A 23,433-nucleotide genomic window follows, 5' to 3' on the forward strand; every position below is an offset into this window, starting at 1 on the left:
AAATAATTAATTATTCCGCTAGCTCATCGACGATAACGTTATCGATCACTAATGAACCTTTACTGGCGTCATTGCGCACGATGGCCAAATAGTAATCGGTGAAAGGTCCGGTGGCCAGCTCGGCCGTCAATTGGTGCAATCCCTTCCGGAGCGGCTCCGTGTAGACTTCATTCGATGGGCCCCCATCCGTTGTGCGTAAGCAAATCGAATATTGAGCTTCATTGTCCGAAAGGTAATCGAATGTCACCTTATAGGTATGATTCGGCATGAACTGCAGTCTGGATGGCAGCGTTCGTAGCAGCTCTCCGGAGATTTCGTCCATCGTTTTGAGCGACCATTCTCCTGCAAGGGTATCATCCGTATAGCCCTCGTGAATTTGGGCGAGATGCGTCTTGCCTATTTTGGGATTGGCGCTGACAAACGGCCCCCAGCCTTCGTCGACATGCTCGAAATCTTCGTAGAAGTAATGATCCGTCTGATTAAGCGATTCTACTTCTCTTACTCGCACATCGTCGAAATGAACGAAGGAATCCGGCTCTCCTTGTTCTGCCAGAAGCGATAGCACCGGCACATGCTCATCTGCGGAATGCGGCACTTCAAATCGAAGCTGCAGCCGCTGATAGTGCGTGCCCCGCTTGTCGGAATCCACGTCGCAGTTGACGACCGCGGTCCGACTAATGCTGCGTGTTAGTTCCACTCCCCCATAGCCCTCGATGCGAATGCCCGCTTTTCTTCCCGCCGACACTTCTACCCAAACCGAAGCGGAATAACGTCTGCCCTTCTTCAGTCCGGAGAGCAATTGGTAAACTCGTCCATCTGCACCGTTATTCCCGCTAATTCGCAGGTAAGATTGACCGTAGCTCGTTTCGGCAATCTTGATATGATCCGTATTATCCGCCTGCGATGATTTCGACCACCATTCGAACCCGTGACTGTCGAAGCCCATATCCTTCACCGGACTGCCCTCGCTCCATGCCATCTTAGGAACCGGAGGCGCTTCCGTCTTGTATAGAACATAAGGCGTACAAGCCTCGGCTTCCACTGCGACGGAACCGGAAACCACCTGTACATCACGAACAAATACCCGTCCTAAATTCGTTAATTGATAAAGCTTCACTTCCCCGTCGATAGGCCAGCTATTCGGAAGCTGCCAAACGGTTTCCCCGCCGGAGGCATTCCAGTGGTAAATTTTCGTTTCGCCGATCGGATCCCAAGGAATAAAGACGGTATCGCCGACCGCGAGGACTCGATCGTTTTTGCGCAGGACCGCAACGCCTTCCTCCAGCCTCGACGAAACGCCGCCTTCCAAACTAACCTCTTCCGAGTTCTTCCAATTCAGGATCGCGAAATGCATCAAGTAGCGATAGGGCAGCTGCTTCGTGAAGAAGGAACGGATGACCGCCTTTAAATCCCGCTCCCGCTGCCACCCCATAAAGCCGTTATCCCCGTACCTGGCATAGCCGCCTTTTAACAAAATATCCTCCGCATAAGCGTCTTTGTCCGTATGACGGATAAACCGGGAAATGCGGCTATCGCCGGTGGAATCATGTGTCCATACGGCATCCGAATCCAGCGCATCCGCTTCCTCCGTCCAGATCGTCCACCCGTTTCCGTGCAGCTTCTTCACCAGCCGCCAAGCAGCCCAATGTTCATCCCGATAAGTATCCACATAAACGAAACCAAGATGAGGCGCATGTTCTTTCAGCTCATCCAAACGCCGATCGAAGTCGCCGGATCGAATATCTTGTTCCCTGTCGATATAGTAGGATTGGTCCAGCCACTTCCACCCCGGCGTGCTCGTCACGAGCGAAGACGAGTAGGAGCGCGCCTCCGGATAAGCTTCGCTATGATTGATATGCACGCCAATAATCGCGCCGAAATCGCGAGCCCGTTCGGCCAGGAAATTCAAATCCTGCGCTCCCCCGGCCCGTTCATTGAAGTTGTTGCCGTAATCGGGATGCCCGCTGTCATGCCCTTCGCTTTGATAGCCTTTCAGTTCGATGAGTTGTCCGAATCCATCCGTGTATAAGTAAAGCTTCTTAATATTGTCCAAGATTCGGAGAAACGGAAATTGGGCCATGCTGGCAAAATTCATAACAATATGCGCGTAACTGCTTCTCATCCATTCGGCCCCTGGGATTGGCGACAGCATTTCCCTAGTTGCAATCGCGCCGTCCTGCCAATCGACGATGCCATCGCTGTTCCGGTCATCCGTTAGGATGACCTTGGACCAAGGCTCGCCTATCACTTCCATATCCGGTCCCCGATAAGTCCAATAGGCGTTCCAGACAGCGGTCCGTTTGTAACCGTTGCGCTGCACGGTTTGCACGCACAATCGCCTGCGGTTGTGCAGCATGTTTCCGACTACGCTCGCCGCCAATTGATTCGTGTTCACTATCGCGACTGCGCGATAAGCAGGCGCATCCGACACGCTCCATTCGGATGCGTCTGCAAAATGGTCGCCTTTGATTCCTTCGGAGGCTGCGACATGCGCGCATGCTTGCGTATCGCGAACCGAAACGAGCCCGTGATTAGGGATGGCGATTGTGCGAATGCGGAACAAGCTCTTTTCTTGGATATCCGTCATTTTCATCTCAAGCGCTGCGCCGGCTAATGCAAAAGATACGGTCATTTCGACTTCAATGGATGCGAAAACGAGTCGATACGAAGCAGCGGTCTCGGACTTCGAATCCAAATAAACGGCTGGGGCATACCGCTCTCCGTTCAGATCCACATAGAGTAACCGATCCTCTTGCCCGAACAGTACGGCGCCGTTTGACGTCCAACGATAGCGCAGCACGCGCGGGAAGGCGGTATCCAATTCCACTTCCAGCTGATCGGATACCAACGTGTGGGATGGCGCAGCCTCTTCATCTTCCGCTTCTACAATGTTGTCTGAACGGTACTTGTCGTCAAGGGCAATCGCGTTCACTTCATGAAGACGAGCATGCCCTTCTTCTCCTTCTTCGTCCGCCCAAGCACGAAAGCCGATCGCTCCCGCTTCGGTATGCAAATCCGGAATATCGCCATGATATTCCGGATAACCATTCAATGAAATCGTCAGAACCGTACCGGCAAACCGGATCTCCACCCGATAGGATTTCCCCTCGTATAACGGATCCGTTTTAAACAGCACGCCTTGCTGGCCGCAAGGCTTCGCCCATATCCAAGTGCTTTTGCCGAATGGGTCCATCGGTTTGTCGCAGCCGATGAAGATCCAACTATCCGGTGCCGTATAGCGAATAACTGCCCCAACCTTGCCTGCGGGATTCAGTGGGGTCAACGTAAACGCAAGCTCCCCGTCGCCCAAGATCGGGCTATCTTGTACCAGCGCCACTGTATCGGAACCATTCGCCTCCAAGGTGCAGGCATCCTGTTGCTGAGACACGCTACCGTTGCCAATCACAATTTGAGTTAAGGTGTCAGTCTTCATTGCGTATGTCCTCTCCGCACGGATTCCGGCTCACCCCATGTAACCACTTTGACGCTTACGACCGGCTTCGGATCCCCTTCGAACTTGCAGCTGAACGATACCGTCTGTCCGCCTTTTCGAACAAGCGGCGCCTCTGCGGAAGCTTCCACCGTCTTCACTAGATTCCAGTTCATATCGTAAATGTTCCCGATCCGATTCCCTTCGCAGACGAGATACTGATTCGCGCGCACCTCGGTGTCGAAGGTCATGTACTCTCCGCCTGTATAGAAGGTTGGCCGTTTTACCGATGCGTCCACGTTGCCATAGGATGGCGATACGCGCAGGCAGAACCGCAGCGGCTGCTCCGAAAACTTATTGTAAAACGCCCAATCGGAGCCGCCAGGCTGACCGGGCTGCAGCTCTTCCGTACTGCAGACGAGTGGATTTGAAATATGGACAGGGTACAGCTGCCAGCTGCCATCCCCTAAGGCTTCCAAATGCCAATCGCTCTTCGGATCGCGCATCCGCTCTTGCTGCGCAGGCGTAAACGCACCGGCATGCCGGGCCGTTTCCCATTGCTTAACCGCATCCAGAAGGACGTCAATATTTCCGTTGCGTCCCAGCACCGCCTGGTCAGCCGAGAGCGCGAAGCCCGCATTGAAGCCTGCCGCCTTCGACAGCACCCACTCGATTTCGTCCGGCGTTGTCGCCTCAAACCGATCCGAAGCCGAACGCACGAGAAACCAACCGAGCATGGACGGGATAAAATTACGAGCGAAATAACGCTGATTGCTAAGCCGCCATTCCAGCTGTCCTTCGCGAGTCGACACGCCCCATGGCTCGCCCCAATTGAAACGCGTGAAAATATGCCATAAATAATTCGGAACGACGATACTTGCATCGTTGATGATCTCATCACTCCAGCCATCATAAATACGCTTGACGAAGCGGTTCACGCCGTAATCGTCATGGCCGGTCGCATAGCAGCCCTCAAGTCCGTCGAATGAGATTTGCCGTAGTCCCGTCTTCTGGAACAGCTCGGAAATTCTCAAGCTGTATTCTTCCTGAAGCTCCATATTGGGGAAAAACACGTCATAAGGATGATCCCACAACCGGCCGATCTCGGAGCCGCTCTCATGTGCATGAGCTGAAGTACCGTTTGCGCCTCGCTTAACGCCCAGCAATTTCCACGGCGCCGACGGCGAAACGCTCTCGTATTCGATCAACTCATTGCCAATGATGACGGTTTGCCGAAACAAACCAATTCGGAATGGCTCCGGGTTGTCGATCGTCAATTCCGTCATTGAAGCATCGATCGGCTCGACTAATCGCGCAGTACCGACCGTCTGAAGCCGTTGATCCGGTAGCGGAGTCACATAAGAGTCATTAAGCGTCGTAAAGTTGGAGAGCGTATGAACGCCGACCTTAACCCCTTCGCCTGCAGCTAGTTCAACGCAAGTTCTCATGCTCTCGTCGCCATTCGGGAAGCTTCCCGGTTTCAGTACAAAGTGTCCCCACTGCGTAAATGGATCCGGGTGATACACATAATTCAAACCCGCTCGTTTCGTAGCATTCACCGCTTGTTCCATGGAGGACTCAGAGAAGTCCGTAATCAAATAAGACTGCGTTGCCGCCGGCGACTTCTTGCCCCAGACGCCTTCAATCATCGGATGCGGCAGCCCTTCGCCAAGCTCGATCGCCTCGATTGTATCCAGCACTTCACTTGCCGCACAGCCGAACAACGCGATTTTGGACCCGCAAATTAGCGCTTCATCTCCACGTAGTGCAGGCACTTCGACTTCTTTCAAGTTCCACGCCGGACGACGCGCTGCCTTCGTGCGGTTTCGCGTAAATGCCTGTAAGAGGCTTCCTCCGTTTATCGGCCACGCGGTGCTTTTATCGTATTCGAACTTGCTATCTTCATACGGTTGATTGGCAAATTCGAGGTTCTCTAATTCCACAGGCCAACCGCCAATTGTTTTCCAGTTAAGGGCTTGGATGCCGATAGCAAACTCACCGTCGCGGACAACGCCGACAGACTCGCCGATCGATTCAGACAGTGTCGTTAAGAATGGACCCCAAATGACGGCATCCACTTCATCGCCGGATAGTTGTTTCAATTCGAATGTGACGTATTTCTCTTTGTTTACGACCTCTACCTCGGCCTTCACGCCTGAGTTTCCGAAATGGAATATCGCCGTAGCGTCCTCATATTGAACGGCAGCAGGATGTTCAACCTGACCGTTGATCGAAATTCGAATGAGCGGAGACGCGTAACTCTCGTTCATATATGTCTTGCTTGATGCAGCTGAGGTCAAGCCGGAAACTTCTCCTCTTTCATTCAGTACAACTGTGCATGCGCCTGCGTTAATTTTCATCATCCATTCCCCTTCCAACAAATAGAGAACGGGCACCGGAACCCCGATGCCCGTTCATACTTCATGAACCCATTGTTATTTGTTTTGATCATAAACTTGCTGTGCTTCTGCCATCACTTTGTCTCCGCCCATTTTGTTCCAATCTTCGACAAATTTATCGAAATCGTCGATTGGCTTTTTGCCCGTAATGAAATCGATATAGGATTGCAAAGTGAACTGGGTAAGCTGGTCTTTGTTTTCGTTATAAAGCGGTTTTTGGTAAGCGTTCAGAATGTCATATACTTTTACGCCTTTCGCTCTTGCTTCTTGTGCAATTGGGCGAAGGTCTTTATCTGCGGTATACGAGGTTTGGAAGTCATAATCGTTAAACGATCCGGCCATGGAATATCCGCCCGCGATTCCGAGTTTTTTGCGCTCATCTTCATTATCATAAGGAGCAATATACTCGACGACGCCATGCTCGTTCAGCTGCCAATGCGTGCCTTTAACCCCAAAGTTGAGAAGCTCATAGAATTCCGGTTCAAACTGAGTCGCTTCGAAAATTTGCAGATATTTACCCAATTTCTCCGGGTCATCCGCAAGCTGTTTGCCGAACATGAGGCCGGATGCATTGTTCGGCGAAGATTGGGAAATACCGAATTTGCCCTCCGGTCCTTTAATGCCGCCTTCTGTCAGCCATTTGAAGTTTGGATCTACTTTGTGAAGCTTGTCATACCAAGTTTCGCCTCCGAGGAATGCATTGCCCGGATAATAAACCCACCAGTAGTAGTCCGCTGCGCCGGCTTTTCCGGTTAACATTTTATCCTCGAAATTGTTGCCCTTATTCACGACGAACTCAGGATCAATCAGTCCGTTTGCGTACCAACGGTTAAGCGTAGTCAAAGCTTGTTTAGCGCCAGGCTCGATTTCGCCGCGAACGATCTTTCCGTCCTTCTCGCGGAAGATACCCGGATAAGCGTCATAGGCACCGAATACGGAACTAAACATCATGTCCAGCGATTCCGCGGTAGCAGTCAGGCCGTAAGTATCCTTCTTGCCGTTTCCGTCCGGATCATCATTACGGAACTTCGTCAAAGCTGCTTCCTCTTCTTCGATCGTTTCCGGAATTTTGTTAATACCTACCTTCTTGAGCCAATCTTCACGGAAGCCCAGCTGTTGCCCGTCAATACCGATATCCCAAATTCCAGGCAGGCCATAAATTTTACCGTTTACCCGAACGTACTTGAACGGATCGTCTTTGTCGATGAATCGCTTGATCCATTCCACGTATTTCGGCATATATTTCTCGATCATCTCTTGCGGAATTTCCGCCACGACACCTTGATCGACAAACTTCATATAGTCGGTTGGAGCCGGCTCTTTAATCCAGTCCGGAATGTTGCCGGAAGCGATTTTCAAGTTTACATCTTCTTTGTACGTGTCGCCGCTTGTCGGAACGAGTTCGATTTCGGCATTGAATTTTTTAGCAAGTGCGGTTACCCCGGGTGAATCCACCTTGTTTTGATCCGGATAATACGCCCAGAAGGTCAGATGATCCGTTTTATCTTCCGTTGTTGCCGAGTTCGACGCCGCCGCATTGTTCGACGAGGAATCCGAGGCCTGGCCGTTGTTGCTGCTATTGATGTTGCTGCTGCCGTTGTTGTTGCTCGTACCGCAACCTGCCAGCAAACTCGCCAGCAAAGAAATACTTGCGCCTCCGTAAACCAGCACTTTAAATTTCTTGTTCATCTTCACAATCAACCCTTCCCATGATATGTATCTATCTATCTATTAACGGCTTCATCCGCATGATGCGGGATTACCCTTTAACAGCACCGACCATGACGCCTGTTACGAAATACTTCTGTACGAACGGATAGATAACCAGCATCGGAATAATCGAGAACATAATCATTGTCGCTTGAAGCTGCCTGCCGGAGAATTCCGAATGATGGGTTAAATTTTGCTGGGCCAGCATCAAGCCTGACGTATTGTTATCAATAATGATTTTGCGCAAGATGACTTGAAGCACTTGGTGATTCGGATCCGAAATGTAGATCAAACTATCGAACCATGCGTTCCAATGGCCCACTGCAACCCACAAGGCAATCGTCGCGAGCACCGGCTTGGATAGCGGAATCACGATCTGCAAGAATATCCTCAAATAGCCGGCTCCGTCGACCCGAGCGGATTCCTCGAGCTCTTCCGGCAGGGAGCGGAAGAAATTGCGGATGATGAGCACGTTAAACGCGCTGATCATTCCCGGCACGACAAGCGCCCAGATCGTGTTATACATGCCGAGCCCTTTGATCAATAGATAGGAAGGGATAAGTCCGCCGCCAAATAACATGGTGAACAAGATGATCCCGGTAAAAATGCGATTCATCGGCAGGTCCTTCTTCGCCAGCGGAAACGCGGTTATGGAAGTGAACACCACCGCCAAGGCTACGCCAAGCACGGTACGCACAACGGTATTTTTATACCCGTACCATAAGGCGTCGTAATGAAAAGCCAGCTTATAGCTCTCAAGCGTGAACTTGGCAGGATATAACACGAGTCCTGACGCATATGCTGTGCTCTTCGCCCCTCCTCCATCCATCGAAATGATTACTTGCGTCCAGAATGGATAAAGCGTAAGCACCAATAATACCAACATGAACAGATATAGGATGACGTCAAAGCTTTTTTCGCCCGGCGTCTTCTTCACGGCAATCACAACGAAGCACCTCCAACCAAACGTACATTTACCATATCGCGCTGTCTTTCTGACCGATCATTTTTACAATCCGATTCACGACGAAGATGAGGATGAGCGCAATTACGGATTTGAACAATCCGACCGCCGTAGCATAGCTGTAACTCATATCCACCAATCCTTTTCGGTAAACGTACGTATCGATGATGTCGGACACATTATAAACTTTCACATTGTACATATTGAAAATCTGGTCGAATCCGGCGTCTAAAATACCTGACATGGACAAAATCAGCATAATCGCTACGACAGGAGCGATCATCGGTATCGAAATGTACCACATCCGTTTAAATCGACCGGCTCCATCCAGAACAGCCGCTTCATACATTTGCGTGTCGATGCCGGATAACGCCGCGAAATAGATAATCGAGCCCCAGCCAAAGCTTTGGAAGATATGAGTGACGACGAGCACCGTTCGGAAATATCGGGCATCGGCCAGATACAAGTTTGGGGTGCCTCCGAACAGGGTGATGAGCGTATTGATTGGCCCTTCCCAAGAAAGAATGGAGAAGAAAATACCGCCGAGTATAACCCATGAGATGAAGTGCGGTAAGTACGACACGGTCTGCACGACTTTTTTGAATCTCACATTGGAAATTTCGTTTAGTAACAACGCGAAAATAATCGGAACCGGAAAGCCGAACAACAGCTTGTAAAAACTAATGATGAGGGTGTTTTTAAGCACCGTGTAAAAATAAGGATCGGCGAATAATTTATCGAAATGCTTAAGGCCAACCCAGGGACTTCCCAGAATCCCATCCATAAATCTGTAGTCTTTAAAAGCAAGAACGACACCATACATCGGAATATAATTGAATACTACATAATAAATCATTCCAGGTATCATCATCAGAAGCAGAACGCGATACTTTCTCCAATTGCTCCATTTCTGATTCTTAACGGCCGTTTTCCTCGAAGCGGCGATATCCATTGCGGGCTTAACCTCCTTGCACCAGTTGTCATGACAACGCTTTTATTTACTTGTACTTATCATAACAGCGGGCCCAGGGGCCGTAATTATCACATATCTTCGATCCTTATCAGTTTTCTACGTACTTTTATAAAAAAACTCCGTACCTCAGAAAAGGTACGGAGTCAGCAAGCTTTAACCTTTATGCCTCGATCGACAGAGGTATGGTTACTTTCATAATCGTACCTTTACCGATTGTGCTGCTTATCGTGATGCCATAATCGTCACCGAACTTTAACTGAAGCCGTTCGTTTACATTTTTCAAGCCATAGCCGGAAGACTGCGCCGTAAGCAGATTGCCGATCATGTCCTCCGAGATCCCCGATCCGTTATCCTCTACCGTAAATACGACCGTGTCTGCCTCTATCCCAGCAATCAATTTGATTTGGCCTCGGCCTTCGTCCTTCTTATCAATGCCATGCTGGATCGCATTTTCTACGAGCGGCTGCAAGACGAGATTGATCATCTTATGCGCATAAACCTGCTCATCGATCTCATACACGACATCAAAGCTGTAATTTTTCATAATGAGCACAATTTCCAGATAGGACCTGATGTTCTCAAGCTCTTCCCGGACCGTAATAATCTGCCCGCCCTTGTTCAGAGCCGTTCGATAAAATTTCGACAAGGAAACGACGATGTGACTGATGTCATGCTCCTCGCTTCGCAGCGCCTTCCAATTGACAAACGACAACGTATTGTACAGAAAATGCGGATTGATTTGCGCTTGCAACGCGCGCAGCTCGGCATCCTTCTGGATGATTTTGCTCGCATACGACTCTTGGATGACCTCATTGAGTCTTTTGAGCATATGCCCGAACCGGATCATTAACTCGCCGATTTCATCCTTTGCTCCCGTGTGTACCTGTAGGTCCAACTCCCCGGTTTCTACCCGCTTCATCCAGGATACGAGCGTATGAATCCGCTTCATGAGGTTGTTGGACATCGCCGTTATGAGGATCAGGAGAAGAAGAATGCAAGATCCGGCGACGATGGACGTTGCGGTCAAAATTTTATCGGCGTTTAACGAAACGTTCTTCACCGGAACATAGGTGTAGATCAACCAGCCCGACTCCGGAATTTGTTTCTTGAGCACAAGTAATTTCTGATCGCCGATTTCAACCGTTCCGCTTTCCGCATGGATAATATCCATATCGTTCAAGTTGTTTAAGCGGAATGCTTTAACGGATTCCGTGGAATTCGAATAAAGGATGCCGCCTTTGGCATTGGTCACGATGACCCCGTTCCCCGGCATCAGTTCGGCTACCCGTCCGAATAAATCTTTCATATCGATCTGCATGACGAGGATGTCGTTCTGACCATTCACGAGCAGTCGCGGAAACGTACTGATGAAGTACAGCTCGGATGAGTGTCGGATCCATACCGGCCTTACTTCGCCTTGTCCAAGCTCCTTATACCAAGCAAACGAGGGCAATCGCCGAGCAGACATAATGGCGTATCCTGACTCGGGCATGTCGTTCTCCGTATATACGGTCAATTGGTTGATTTCTTTGTTACCGATCCGTATTTGGTTGAAATTCGGATAGAAGTATCGATTCAGGTCGTAGTACAGATTCACATAGTCCATATAGGGGGTACTAATGATCTGCTGGATCTTGCTGTTGTTTAGAATGATGTTTGCCGTATGATTGTACAATTCCGCCTTGTAATTAAAATAGCCGGCCATCGTATCCACGTTGCGGTCTAATGCTTGCTCGGCTTGCGTGTTCAATAACTGCTTGGACTGCCAGTAGGAATAGATGCCGAGTACCAGGATCGGAATGATGATGACCGACAAATAAGACAGAAACAGCTTCGGTTTCAGACGCAGACCATTCCATTTATGAACGATTCTGCCGATCATATGCCAAGCTCTTCCCGAAATTGCGTCGGCGTCATTCCAAAATGGGACTTAAACAACGAACAGAAGTAGGCCATATTGGAGTATCCCGTTTCCTCGCTGATGTCGGCCACTTTTTTGTTGGTTTCGGCAAGCAGCTCCTTGGCTTTCTTCATTCGCGTAGTCGTGATGTATTTGATAATGCTGACGCCTACTTGCTTCTTGAACAAATGGCTTAAATAGTTGGGAGACAAATAAACGCTCTCCGCCAGCTCTTCGACGGATAAATCCCGCTTGTACTCCATATGGATCGTTCTCAGGATGGAATCCGTCACCTTGCGGTTGTTCGAATCGGCCGTCTGCCCGTCCGTCGTTTCGCAGCTTTCCAGCGTGGATATCATCAGCATGCAAAGCTCGCTCAGCTTGTTCGATTTATAGATCTGTTCGAGGTTTTTTTTGAACTGCTCCGTGTTTTTCTTCGGCGCGTAGTCGAACATCATTTTCAAAATTTCCATGCAGCTGTACTTCAAATAGATCGAGGAGATCTGCTTTCCGGCCTTGAGCAGCTCATGTAATTTCTCGAATTGCATGCGCGCGGATCGGAAATCTTTGCGCTCCACATCTCTTGCGATTTCCGACATCTTCTCTTCCACGCTGTCGGACGAATGCCCGTCTATCCACGCGCTTTCCGCAATTAGTACGGCGCCTTTATCATAGAAAAACTTGCTCTCCAACATCGATTCGATCTCGTTATAGACGGCCCGAAGGCTGCCAACGTTGTCGATCGGTCCGCTAAAAGCCGCAAACAGATCCGTATCGTACTTCTCTTTGAATTGTTGGATGATACGGTTGCCTATTGCCTCTATGTCGGCTGTCGTATCCCCTTCCAGTACTTCTATGAACAGCATGCTCTGATACTCATTTAAATTGAACCCCTCATGCTGCCGTTGTACGCATTCGCTGATCATGCTTTCGAGATCGAGATCGGACAAATCGAATACACGGCTCCGGGCATCCAAAATAACCATGCGCAGCGGCTTGGAACCGTTAAACATCGGAATCGGAGCATGGACTTCGAATGATTCGTGCCGGTCGTTACTCTCCCCGTGGATCAACTGCGAAACCAGTCTCTGTTTCTCGTGACGGATGATGCCTTGCCCATAGGCTTCCTCGAGCTGCTTCTGCCGCTCCTCTTCCTGCTTTTCCTTCTCGCACATGTGGATGACTTGCGAAATGACCTTCAGAAACTCGTTGACTTGCACCGGCTTCAGAATATATCGGATCGCATTCACGTCAATTGCTTTCTGCGCGTATTCGAAATCGCCGTAGGCGCTCATGAAAATCACTTTAACCGGGATAGCCAGTTCCCGAACGGCGGCCGCCAGTTGAAGACCGTCCATGCCTTTCATTCGGATATCCGTAAATAAAATATCCACATGGTTCTGCTTCATGAACGCAAGCGCGCTCTCTCCGCTGTCCGCTTCATGAATTTCAAGCTGCAAGCCATATTTGTCGATCAGGAATTTCACGCCTTCTCTTTCGAACTGTTCGTCGTCAACGATGAGCATCTTGAACACGGGCACTGCCCCCCTGGTGAGGATAGACTTTATTGGCAAATTTCTGTCTGACTGGCTGAGTTGAATCGCTGCGCTGAATGGCCGTGCTGGTCGCGCCAAAACTTATTTCATCATTGTAACTGAATCGCGTGTTTGCGCCAATATGAATCGTTTCCAATTGAGTGGTCCCAACTACATCCCATGTATACCGCGCATTCCACTTTCCTGCTCTCCAACTACATACTGCGCATTCCACTTTCCCGATCCCCAACTATACCGCTTTCCACCTTCCGCGCGTGCCGCGAGAATTCTAACGAATCGTACAGGTCTTATTTGGCCGGATTTGCAGGTTCCGAGAATCTAACGAATCGTAGAAGTCTTATTGTGGGGAAAATGGCTCCCAAACCCTCCAAAACGGTCAAATAACGCTTCTACGATTCGTTAGCTTTTTTTTGGAGGTGTTTTAAGCGAAATAAGCGCTGTACGATTCGTTAGAGCTTTTTCCCCACGATCCTGCCCCTTCCATCCCGAGCTGAACCGAGCTTGCCTGCACTTTCAGCGCAATAGCTGCCCCCTTCCCCCCTCGCGGGGGAGAATGGGCAATAAAAAACCTCCCTTCAGCCCTGAAAAATCCAGGTTGCTAAATGGGAGGTTATATAGACATTCATTGGGAGGATCGTCGATCTAATGATTGATTAATAAACGGCTGAGCCCCTTCCATGTATCCGTCAAGGAATCTCCGCCTCTTACGCGGCGATATTGAATGGAGCCCTTAATTGCAGACAACATGGCCATTGCGATCGGACAAAAACCGGATTTATCGTGAGATTCGGCCACATTGGAATTAATCACGTCATGCATAACTGAAAGCTCAAATTGGCTGAGCTCCTGCGTTTTCTGTCTCATCGTTTCCGGCAGCAGCTCGAAATCCGCTTGCAGCGCTGAAATCGGGCAAATCTCATTATCGGCTAACTGTTCGGATTGCAGATTGCAGAATTGAACGAACTTTGCTTCGACCGAATCCTCCGACTGTTGCAGCTTAGAAGAGAAATCGGCTAGTCTTTGATAGATCTGCTCTTGCACGGCAAGACCCAAGTCTTCCTTCTTCACAAAATGATAATGAATGCTCGCTTTCGATATGCCGAGATGCTTAGAGAGGTCGTCGTAACTGAAAGCCGTATACCCTTTTTGTCGAATCAACGATTCGGCCAAATGTAGAAGCTGCTCTTTGCGTTTTGCGGTTTCCATGTTGCGCACCTCGCTATCCGTAAAAGTAGACAAAATGGGAATGGAACTGCCGAACCATCTCGGCAGTTCCTTCCGTTATACAGGTAAACCTAGATACGACCGGATGCTAGCAGCAGCTCGTACAATACTTTCGCCGCAGCTTCGCGCGTAGTAGCGCCGGCTGGTTGGAAGTAGAACTTGCCTTTCGATTCGACGCCTTTCATCAGTCCGGCATCCGTTACCATTTGAATGCTTTCTTGAGCATAGCCGCTGAACAACGCAGCATCCGCGTAAGCTTGATTGCCAGGCTGGCTAGACTGCTGAAGCCCGACAAGCTTGATCGCTCTGGCCAGCATGACCGTCAAATCTTGACGGGTGATGGCTGCGTTCGGGTTGAACCGGCCATCCGAACCCGTTACAAGTCCGGCCTCGTAAGCACTCGTCACATCGGAAGCAAACCAGTCGCTGCCACGTACATCGCTGAACGGATTAACCGCTGCTTTGGATTGCAGCCCCAATGTTCTTGCGAGCATCGACGCGAATTGTGCGCGAGTCACATTAGCCTTCGGCGAGTAGGCATGCTCGGAAGTGCCGTTCAACAAGAATTTATCCGCAAGCGTTTGGATTTGATCGCGTGCCCATGACTTATCGATATCGCCGAACGTCACATGCCTCGACGCGGCGGCATAGGTCGAGAAGCCCGGTCGACGAATCGTTACGATGGACTTGCCTTCGCCGGCAGCGGTAATTTTAGCTGGTACAGGATAGACATGGCCGCCATCAAGGTACAACGCGCCTGCCGTGCTTGCACCGTTCTCGACAAGGAATGATCTGGTAACGGTTTGGTCGGCTTTCAGCTTAACCGGAACGGCAGTGCCGTTCTTTAAGCTGCTTGCTTCAAACACATAAGGTGTTCCCAGGATCGTGGCATCTTTCACTTGCTTCGTAAATTCGGATTTGCTGCCTTCATCCTTCTTGATCGTAAGAACGATATCCGAGCCATCGGATCCTTGACTCAAGGCAGGGATTGGCAAAGCGACGGATGCATCGTTCCAAGTAAAGACGATCGTTCCTTTCAGACCGGATTCGGTCACCAGCTTCGCTTGCGCAGCCGTTAATTTCAGCTGTGCGGAAGAAGCGTCCTTGGAAGCTGTTCCGATGGTAAGCGCGACAGATGGCTTCGCTTCGGCAATCGCTTTCTGCAGATCGGCGTCCGTGACGGACACGGACAATTGCGTGCCTTCCAGCTTCGACTGCGGCGCAATCGTAATGCCGGTTTGCCCCTTCTCGATTACGGAAGCAGCAACATCCTTGTTGTACGCCTCATCGTTAGGAGCAGTAATCGGTCCCCCTGTATATGGCGGATTTGTCGGCGGGTTAGGTTCGTCAACGGCAGCTTCACTCGTCACGTAGAACGATTTGAATGCAACGGACTCGTCGAGGACATTGTAGTTTTTATCATAGACCGTGCCTACGACCGCCAGCTTGTACCTTCCTTCCGGAAGATCTTCATTTAATTTATTGCCATCTTGCACAAGGATACCTAAATTATAAGAGCCATCGAATTCAGGAATGATGATGTTGGACGGAATCGGCTTTAGGAAGTCTTTCGATTCATCCCGATCGTAGATTTCGGCCAATAAGCCCAAGACTTCGTTATCTAAGTCGACGATCACTGCATAGAAGTGATTAATTGTTCCTGTCGGAAGCGACGCCGTAATGTCGATCGGCGCGTCTTTGGACACCGTCGTATTGCTGAGTGTCAGATTCTGAATCAGGAAGTCGTTGTCATCGGACTCATCGCCAATATGAATAACGAACGGCAGATGCAGCGAAGGCAGTCCATTGCTCTCCAGCAAGACTTCACCCTCGTATACGCCGACCTTTGCGCGCGGGATAGACTTCGCGGTCAGGTTGAACTTGAACTCGTCGCCTGCTCCTACCGTGATTTGGTTGGATGTGAGTCCTTCCAGTCCCATAATGATCTCGCTCGGATTCGGCGTAGGGATCGGATGATGCGGATCGGACGTTACCGAAGGATGCATCACGATTTTCGCTTTATACGTAACGGATACATTCGATAAATTCTTGACGCGAAGCGGCTTTTTGACGGCCTCGCTGGCACCCGGGTTCATCATGCCAAAGCTCACGCTGCTGCCTTCGCTAGGCATAACGATCGGGTTCATCTTATCGTCGTGAAGCGTAATTTCGTCCATTGATTCAATAATGGCACGCGTATCAATGGCGTTCATGACATTGACGCGCCCTGCGCCTTGCGAGTAGACATCATACATCGTGCCATTCTCGTCCTGGATCTCCTCCGCCGTATTCGCCAGAGCTGCGCGAATGTCGGTCGGTGTCCAATCCGGATGCGCTTGCTTAATCAACAGAGCAAGTCCGGCCACATGAGGAGTAGCCATGCTCGTGCCGCTTAGCTTGGCATAGGCTTTGTCATAGTTAGCGTCAGGATTCGCTTGTCCATAAGCAGGAATCGAAGAGAAGATTGAAACGCCGGGTGCACTAAGGTCCGGCTTAATGCCGTAGTTGCCATCCGAGTTCGGCCCTCTGGAGCTGAAATCAGCCATTCGGTCACCGGCTACCACAACCGTCTTAAAGTCGTTCTTCATCGTGAACTGCAACTTTTGATCCGGATGCGCCTTCAGCTGGCGAGCTAATGCACGCCCCATCTTGCCCGGCATGTCGAATGTCGGAATATAATCGTAGCCGTCGCCAAGGAAAGCAAGCGGACCGATCGCGCCGTCACGAGACAGTATTTCTTCCGATAAGTCAGGGACATTCGGATCGCTGGCAGAGTAATTGCCATTAAAGATGACAGCCGCCTTCGCGCCGTGCTTGGCAGCCAATTTCACTTTCTCGTCGAAGCTGGAAAGCCCTCGGGAGATGAATACGATTTTGTCGGCCAGGAACTCCGGTTTAAGGCCTTTATAATCATCTTCCCTGCCTAAACCGACGTAAACGCCTTGAATCGCATTGGTGCCGAACATGGTGTTAAAGCTCTCTTTATCCGTCGTCCAGCTCATCAAACTCATATTCGTGTCATAGACCTCTGACCCGACTGCGCTGTGAATCGTCCCCTGGACGCGGTTGCTATCGCTTGTCACCGCACCAACGGAGATCGCCATTTGCGAAGCGGCCGGTGATCCCATGGAGTAGTAGTACTGATTGCCGCCGCCGGCATTGCCGTTCGCGACCACGGCTACAACGCCTGCTAAGACGGCATTGTTCACCGCGATGGAGTCAGGCGAGTCCGGATCTTTCTCCAGATCGCTCCCTAAGGAAAGGTTAATGACGTCCATGTGGTCGTCGACGGCGTGTTCGATCCCGTCGATAACTTGGGAGGATGTGCCGCCTTCCGGGCCGAGCACTTTATAGGCATACAGATCCGCCTCATAGGCGACACCCTTCTGCACATGCACGGACGTCGGGTTGGAAGCCGTTCCGGCGATCGTGCCGGATACATGCGTACCATGGATAGAGCCTGTTGAGTCTTCATAGCCTTCTTCCGGCAAATCTTCATATGGATCGTCGTCCTGATTAATGGCATCGTAGCCGCCTTCGACATAATTGCCTTTGAGGTCCGGATGCAGGTAATCGATGCCGGTATCAATAACGCCGACCTTCAACCCTTTGCCCGTTAATCCGCGATCCCAAGCCTTCAGAACGCCGATTTGCTCGAGCGGAACCGGATCGAAATCCGATGGGCCGGCAGCCATTTGATAGCCGTCGGGCTCGTCAATCGGGTAATAGATGACATTCTTATGAATGGCTTTCACGCCCGGAAGCTTCGCCAACTGCGGAATAAGATCAGCCCGGATGGTAATCTCCATTCCGTTGAGCACCGTATTAAAGCTGCGGTTGATCTTAAACGGAATGCTGCTAGCTTGAGCACTGCGAACGAATGCCTGCTGCTCCGACTGCACGGTAACTTCACTTGCTTCCGCTGCCAGTGCTTTATAGCCGAGCTTCACGGCATATATACCAACGGCCGCGGGCTGGCCGCTTAGTTGGAGGATGACATTCATTTCCTTCGCGGAAGCAGTATCGATGTCATCGGCAATGTAAGCTTCGCCAGGGACCGCATTGATCCCGGCTTCCGGCTTAGCTTGCTGCAGCAGCCGCGTTACGGCTTCCAGCCCTTCTTTTGTTATGAATGCCTTGTCCAGCGGAGCGGCATGCGCGGCTGGCAAGCCGGTCGTGACCAGACTTCCGGCCAGCACCGAGACCGTTGCGAGCGAAAGTGATTTTTTGAGAAGTGATCGTTTCACGTTCAGGTACCCCATTTCGGTTCAGAATAGTAGCTGCTTTGCGAGCTAGTTTAGGTTCAGGACGTCCAGACCGTCGATGGTAACGATGCTGTTGCTCGATTTGGGATTCGCTTCGCCGGCATGCACGATTTTGATATGATGCACGCCGCTTGCGAGCTCGCCTGACGTAAAGACAGGTACCTGATAGCGCATCTTATCGCTGTACAGATCAAGAGGTGCCGCCGTCACTAATTTACCATCGATGTAGATGTTCGTTTTGCCGCGGTTGCTGCCGGTCGAGGACCAGACGGTCACCTTCGTGCCTGTGAATGTAAAGTCGGCGGAACTGCCCGGAGTCGTGGTATAGGTTTGTACACCGTCAGCATATTTCTTGCCGTATCGAATAGCCCAAGGCCCCTCGTAATCGGCGGCAGGATGAGTCGGCGAAATTAAACCGGAGAACACGAACGCATCCACGTTTATTGCCAATTTCTGATTTACGCCTTTTACGGATCGAATCTCTACGTCGTGATGCCCATTAGTCAGTAGCATTTTGAACAACGATTGCTTCGATTGTTGCGTCACGCTGGACAAATCGGCATAACCCATAGCCAATCCGTCGATTCGGATCTCTGCGGTTCCTTGCATATCGTTCTTTGTACCGATCCATTCGAACAGATTCCCTCTAAACCCAAACTTGACGGAGCCCTCTCCGGTAAGCTGCTTCAAGGTTCCACCCGAATAGGAAGAGCCCGTTAGAGTGGTCCAGTTACCGTCGTAGATCAGCGATGCGTCGCTGTCCTCGACCCGGCTCGACGAGTTACCGTACTGCACGTTCAAGGTGTAGGCACCGGCGCTTTTTACGGCATAGATGTTCACGTAATACGTACCCGCCTTGGTTGCGCGGTACGTGATTGATTCGGATGACGTGTCCGCCGTTTCGGAGAAGGCTACCGCGCCTTCCTTGCTTTGCACGGTCGTAGCGGAATCATCGTATAGAATCAGATCGAAATCCGTCCCCTCTTCACCCGTAAGCGTAAAGGTCGCCGTTTCGCCGGCGTTCAGTTCGACGGAATAGACATGATTCGGATCGCTCGCCTGATCGAGTTTGCCTGTGACAGACGTATCAATCAACGACATCCCCGGGATGTCCTTATTCCACAGTGCACGATAGGCACTGATTAGCTTACCGCTTACTGTCGTTGTTTTTAAGGTAGGAATCGACTTGCCGCTTGTTACAACGCGCTGCTTGATTTCCAGTGCATTCATATCCGGATTCTGGCTTCCAACCAGTGCAGCCACGCCTGCAGCGTAGGCAGCAGCGTATAGCGTACCTTGGGAATAGGAGTATCTGCCTTTGCTGTTCTTGATATTGACCGTAGTCATCTCGGGCTTATTGCTAATGACGGTGTCGTAAAATAACGAGAAATCCATTAGCCTATATTCTTGATCCTCATAAATCGTGCCGGGAACACCCCAACCTTTGAAAATGTAGCCGCCTTCCTTGACGAGCTTAAGGCCAAGGACATCTCTTACAAAAGCGGATTTCGGGCTTTGGTCAATAGCATCTTGTCCCGTGAGCATCAAGTGGCCGCCGGCGTTAAGATAACCGGTCAAATTCGCTTGATCATGATCTGTGATCAGTTTGTTATCACCGGTAACTGCTGCCGTTCCCGTGAACCAAACCACGATATCGTACTGCTGCAGCCCTTGCGGTCCGGTGAGTGCCGGGCCATCAAAGGTCTCGTCCTCTGTCGTGTATGTTTCATAGGTATAACCGGCTTTCTGAAGCAGCCCTTCATAGACAGCCATAGGATCGCTTTCGTACATTGGACCTACGCCTCCATCGCCGTTATTGAAGGAGCGCTTACTGTCATTAACGAGTAGGATCTTCGGTTCGGCTACATCCGCCGGCTTGAGATAATCCATCGCGCGATCGAACATCTCCTGCCGTTGACCGGCATATTGCGGATCCTCAATCGGAATTTCTTCAAACCCAATTCCGTTGTAGTACGCTTTATAGATCCCATTATCGATTTGCGCCGCATACCCGGCATCAACGTCAGGCGTTGTCGAGATGACCAGTTCGGACGGTGCAGCGACATCGACGGACATCTGCCCGATCGCAGCGCCCAAAGCCGGATCACCCAGAATATTGACACCGGTAACCGAAAGCATGTTCAAGCTTGGATAGGCTGCAGGATACACCGGCAGAACATCCGTATTTAAGGTACCGGTCAAGCCTGAGCTTTCGCCGGCCGGAGAAACGAACAACATGTCGGAGGCATTGATCGCATCTTCGACCAGTTTGCTTCTGTATTGATACACGATCCCGAGCGTAGCGATCTTGGCGCCGTGCTCATCGGCATAGTGGATGGCATCCACGACATCCGAGAAGTATCCGAGCTCTTCGGAAGCCACCTTAAGCGGCATGACCTTTACATTAGGCGCCACGCCGGCAATGCCTTCGTTATTGTTCATAACAGCGGCGATTTGTCCGGTAATTGTCGTGCCGTAAGTATCATTGAGACCATCGCTCGTATCGAAAAGTGTGTTGTCATCGTGGGCGAAATCCCAGCCGTTCACGTCATCAATGAGCCCGTTGCCATCATCATCGATTTCGTTGCCAGCAATTTCTTTATCGTTGGTCCAGAACTGACCGACCAGATCGGGAGCATCCATCTTCACGCCGGTACCGATAACGGCAACGGTCACGTCCTTGCTGCCCGTCGTGATTTCCCAAGCTTCAGGCAAATCCATATCGATATCTTCCAAGCCGCCGGGTACCGAGCCTTCATTGAGATCCTGGCCGGTGTTGTTCAGCCCCCATTGTTCATGGAAAAGAGGATCATTAGGCAATGCGGCTGATTGTCCCGCGTCCGCTGCCGAAACGGCCGCCTCGTTCGACAAGTCGACCGGGCGGATCATTTGCGGAACCAATGCAGAATTTATCTTGTAATCAGGCTCCGCATAGAGAACGTTCGGATCCTTAAGCAGCTCTTCTATGACACTATGTACATCAGCGCCAGCCGCAAGCTTCAACAGCTCCGCATTGGGTACCGAGAGCGGGCTGGACCCCGTTATTTGATTGCTCAGTGATATGGCAAATACGGACTTCTGCTCCGTGCGATATCTGACAATGACACGATCAGCGGCATATTCCGGTTTTTCAGGCAGCGTGCTGCCGAACGCAGGGAGCTGCATGGAAGCTTGCCGTGCGGCATTCGCGGTTGGATTTTCGATAGAGGGGTCAAGGGAAATCTCTCCTTCAGTCCATTGGCTTTTTCGTATCGGATCGTTTTCGTGTGATTGCTTGGCCAATACAGGTGTTACAACTCCAAATACCAGCATCGTCGACAGGAGTGCGGAAGCCATTCGCTTACTTTTTCTGATCAAGCCTTATCACGTCCTCACTAAAATAATAAACCTTTACTAAAAAAACATAGGAAACGCTTACATTCATTCTCATTTTCTTATCTACCTACTAGTAGATAGATGACTAACGCAAACTATCATGCCAATCTCCTTTTGGTCAATAACACCGTATTTATTGGCATATGCCCCCTTTCACTTCTGCCATTAATACGCTCCTGCGACCTGATTGGAGCACCGGATCGTATGTAATGGATACGAAGGATTATGTCACTTATTCTAACATTGGTGTTACAACAAATTCTGAGATGATTATATATTTACTCAAATGAAACAGTCAATTGATTTATTTTTTTAAATTTTAATAAATTTCTATAACTTTTTAAAGAAAGTTTACGTCAGTATACTGAGGATTCGATTCGGAGGTGGCATCGACCTAACGTAGAGTAGTCAAACCCGTATAGGAAGAAATGCATACTTGCCTATACATTTAAACTCCCTTCTTTCTCGTAATTCTTCTTACGTTCCTGGTCGTATTGATAGAAATATGTAGGCTATAAGACCAAAGACATGAGAAGTTGATTGCTAACTCCCCGTCTTACATCTTTACATTTTCAGAAAATGAGATATGCAACATGCATAGACATATAGGTAAATGAGGGTGTTCATATGATTTCAAATCGCTTCTGTTTAACTGTGGATCATCAAGTCAATTTTGGGGTTCATACCCAAATCAAAGAACAACTGAAATGGCTGATAGGTACCGGGCAATTAAAGCCCGGCGATCCTTTGCCTGCCGCAAGCCAGCTGGCCGATTTGCTCGGGCTTAACCGAAATACCGTGAACGGGGTATATAGCCAGCTGAAAGTCGAAGGTCTTGTCTCCATGCAGAAAGGCAAAGGGACGCAAGTGCTTGGCGGCACGGCGACGGAACGGCTGCGCAGAAAAGGCATCCCCATGAAAAGGCTGCTGGATGGTGTAATCAAAGGAGCACGTGCGGAAAAGCTTGATCTGCAGGAGCTCTTCATGGCCGGCTTAGGGTATAGTCTGCTGCAAAGTGGACTTCCGACCGTTCCGGCGCGCATTCTGCTCGTGGAAAGCAAGGACCATGATCTATATTTCTATCAAGAAGAAATCGAGCGGGTGACGGAACTTGAGGTTTGTACGATTTTCCTCGAAGACTTGCTGGAAGGAACTCGCACGGTCAAGGAAGCACGTCCGAACGATATTTGGGTGACCAGCTTGAATCAGGCGAATCGCGCCAAAGCGATACTGGCTCCTCTGGATAAAAAGGTTCATGTGGTCGGAGTCACGGTCGATTCTTCCATCGTGCTTGAATTAGCCACCCTTCAACGAGATTCGCAAGTATCCTTCGTCTGCCAAGGTCTGGCCGGAGGCGAGTGGATGCTCCAGCGTATTCGCGAGGATGGCATTACCCACTTATGCCCGGAGGTTCTCGGCATTGATGAGCATGAGAATCTGGAGAAAGCCCTCGACCGCTCAGCGAAAATCTATACGTCCAAAGCGGTATACGCGGAGCTTAAACAATTGGCTCCGAACAAAGTCGAACTGTTCAAGCTGCGACTGGAGCGAAGCAGCGAGAACATGCTGCGAGAGCTCGTTGCCGCGGACTTGCACTACCGGTACGGTACGGGATTTGCTCCATAAAAAAAGAGCCG

General features: G+C 50.3%; 11 protein-coding genes. 1 reads left to right on the top strand and 10 read right to left on the bottom strand.

From position 1 onward, the window contains the following. Window positions 1-10: 10 nt before the first annotated feature. The 10 genes from BM412_RS21080 to BM412_RS21125 form a co-directional block, all read right to left on the bottom strand. The gene (locus BM412_RS21080; RefSeq protein ID WP_091222784.1) at window positions 11-3,433 is read right to left on the bottom strand and encodes an endo-alpha-N-acetylgalactosaminidase family protein; all 3,423 of its coding nucleotides are present in this window, start codon (window positions 3,431-3,433) and stop codon (window positions 11-13) included. Beyond that, window positions 3,430-5,790 carry a hypothetical protein gene (locus BM412_RS21085; RefSeq protein ID WP_091222786.1) on the bottom strand — a complete coding sequence of 787 codons (2,361 nt, stop codon included), beginning with the start codon at window positions 5,788-5,790 and terminating at the stop codon, window positions 3,430-3,432. Before BM412_RS21085 ends, BM412_RS21080 begins: the two co-directional genes overlap by 4 nt. Before the next feature lie 75 nt (window positions 5,791-5,865). Then, complete coding sequence (locus tag BM412_RS21090) at window positions 5,866-7,518, bottom strand: extracellular solute-binding protein (protein WP_143111672.1); 1,653 nt, start codon at window positions 7,516-7,518, stop codon at window positions 5,866-5,868. 70 nt (window positions 7,519-7,588) lie between these two features. Continuing rightward, on the bottom strand, window positions 7,589-8,485 hold the full coding sequence (locus BM412_RS21095) for a carbohydrate ABC transporter permease (RefSeq protein ID WP_091222792.1): 897 nt from the start codon (window positions 8,483-8,485) through the stop codon (window positions 7,589-7,591). A 28-nt stretch (window positions 8,486-8,513) separates the two neighbouring features. Further along, window positions 8,514-9,455 (bottom strand): ABC transporter permease, encoded by a 942-nt coding sequence (locus tag BM412_RS21100; protein ID WP_091222794.1) that lies wholly within the window; start codon window positions 9,453-9,455, stop codon window positions 8,514-8,516. Window positions 9,456-9,636: 181 nt separating this feature from the next. Continuing rightward, on the bottom strand, window positions 9,637-11,358 hold the full coding sequence (locus BM412_RS21105; protein WP_091222797.1) for a sensor histidine kinase: 1,722 nt from the start codon (window positions 11,356-11,358) through the stop codon (window positions 9,637-9,639). Next, complete coding sequence (locus BM412_RS21110; protein ID WP_256256502.1) at window positions 11,355-12,902, bottom strand: response regulator transcription factor; 1,548 nt, start codon at window positions 12,900-12,902, stop codon at window positions 11,355-11,357. The genes BM412_RS21105 and BM412_RS21110 overlap by 4 nt, the downstream gene beginning before the upstream one ends. Before the next feature lie 672 nt (window positions 12,903-13,574). After that, window positions 13,575-14,138: a TetR/AcrR family transcriptional regulator gene (locus BM412_RS21115; RefSeq protein ID WP_091222802.1), complete on the bottom strand. Its 564-nt coding sequence runs from the start codon at window positions 14,136-14,138 to the stop codon at window positions 13,575-13,577. An 89-nt stretch (window positions 14,139-14,227) separates the two neighbouring features. Next, complete coding sequence (locus tag BM412_RS32790) at window positions 14,228-18,403, bottom strand: S8 family serine peptidase (RefSeq protein WP_177245976.1); 4,176 nt, start codon at window positions 18,401-18,403, stop codon at window positions 14,228-14,230. A 45-nt stretch (window positions 18,404-18,448) separates the two neighbouring features. Beyond that, window positions 18,449-21,778, bottom strand: a complete 3,330-nt coding sequence (locus BM412_RS21125) for a S8 family serine peptidase (RefSeq protein WP_143111673.1) — start codon at window positions 21,776-21,778, stop codon at window positions 18,449-18,451. A gap of 645 nt (window positions 21,779-22,423) precedes the next feature. Between BM412_RS21125 and BM412_RS21130 the strand changes: the two genes are divergently transcribed. Beyond that, entirely contained in the window at window positions 22,424-23,422 is a 999-nt protein-coding gene (locus tag BM412_RS21130) for a GntR family transcriptional regulator (protein ID WP_091222809.1), read from the top strand. Window positions 23,423-23,433 lie beyond the last annotated feature (11 nt).

The sequence above is a fragment of the Paenibacillus sp. BC26 genome, from assembly GCF_900116125.1.
GTDB classification, from domain to species: domain Bacteria; phylum Bacillota; class Bacilli; order Paenibacillales; family Paenibacillaceae; genus Paenibacillus_Z; species Paenibacillus_Z lignilyticus.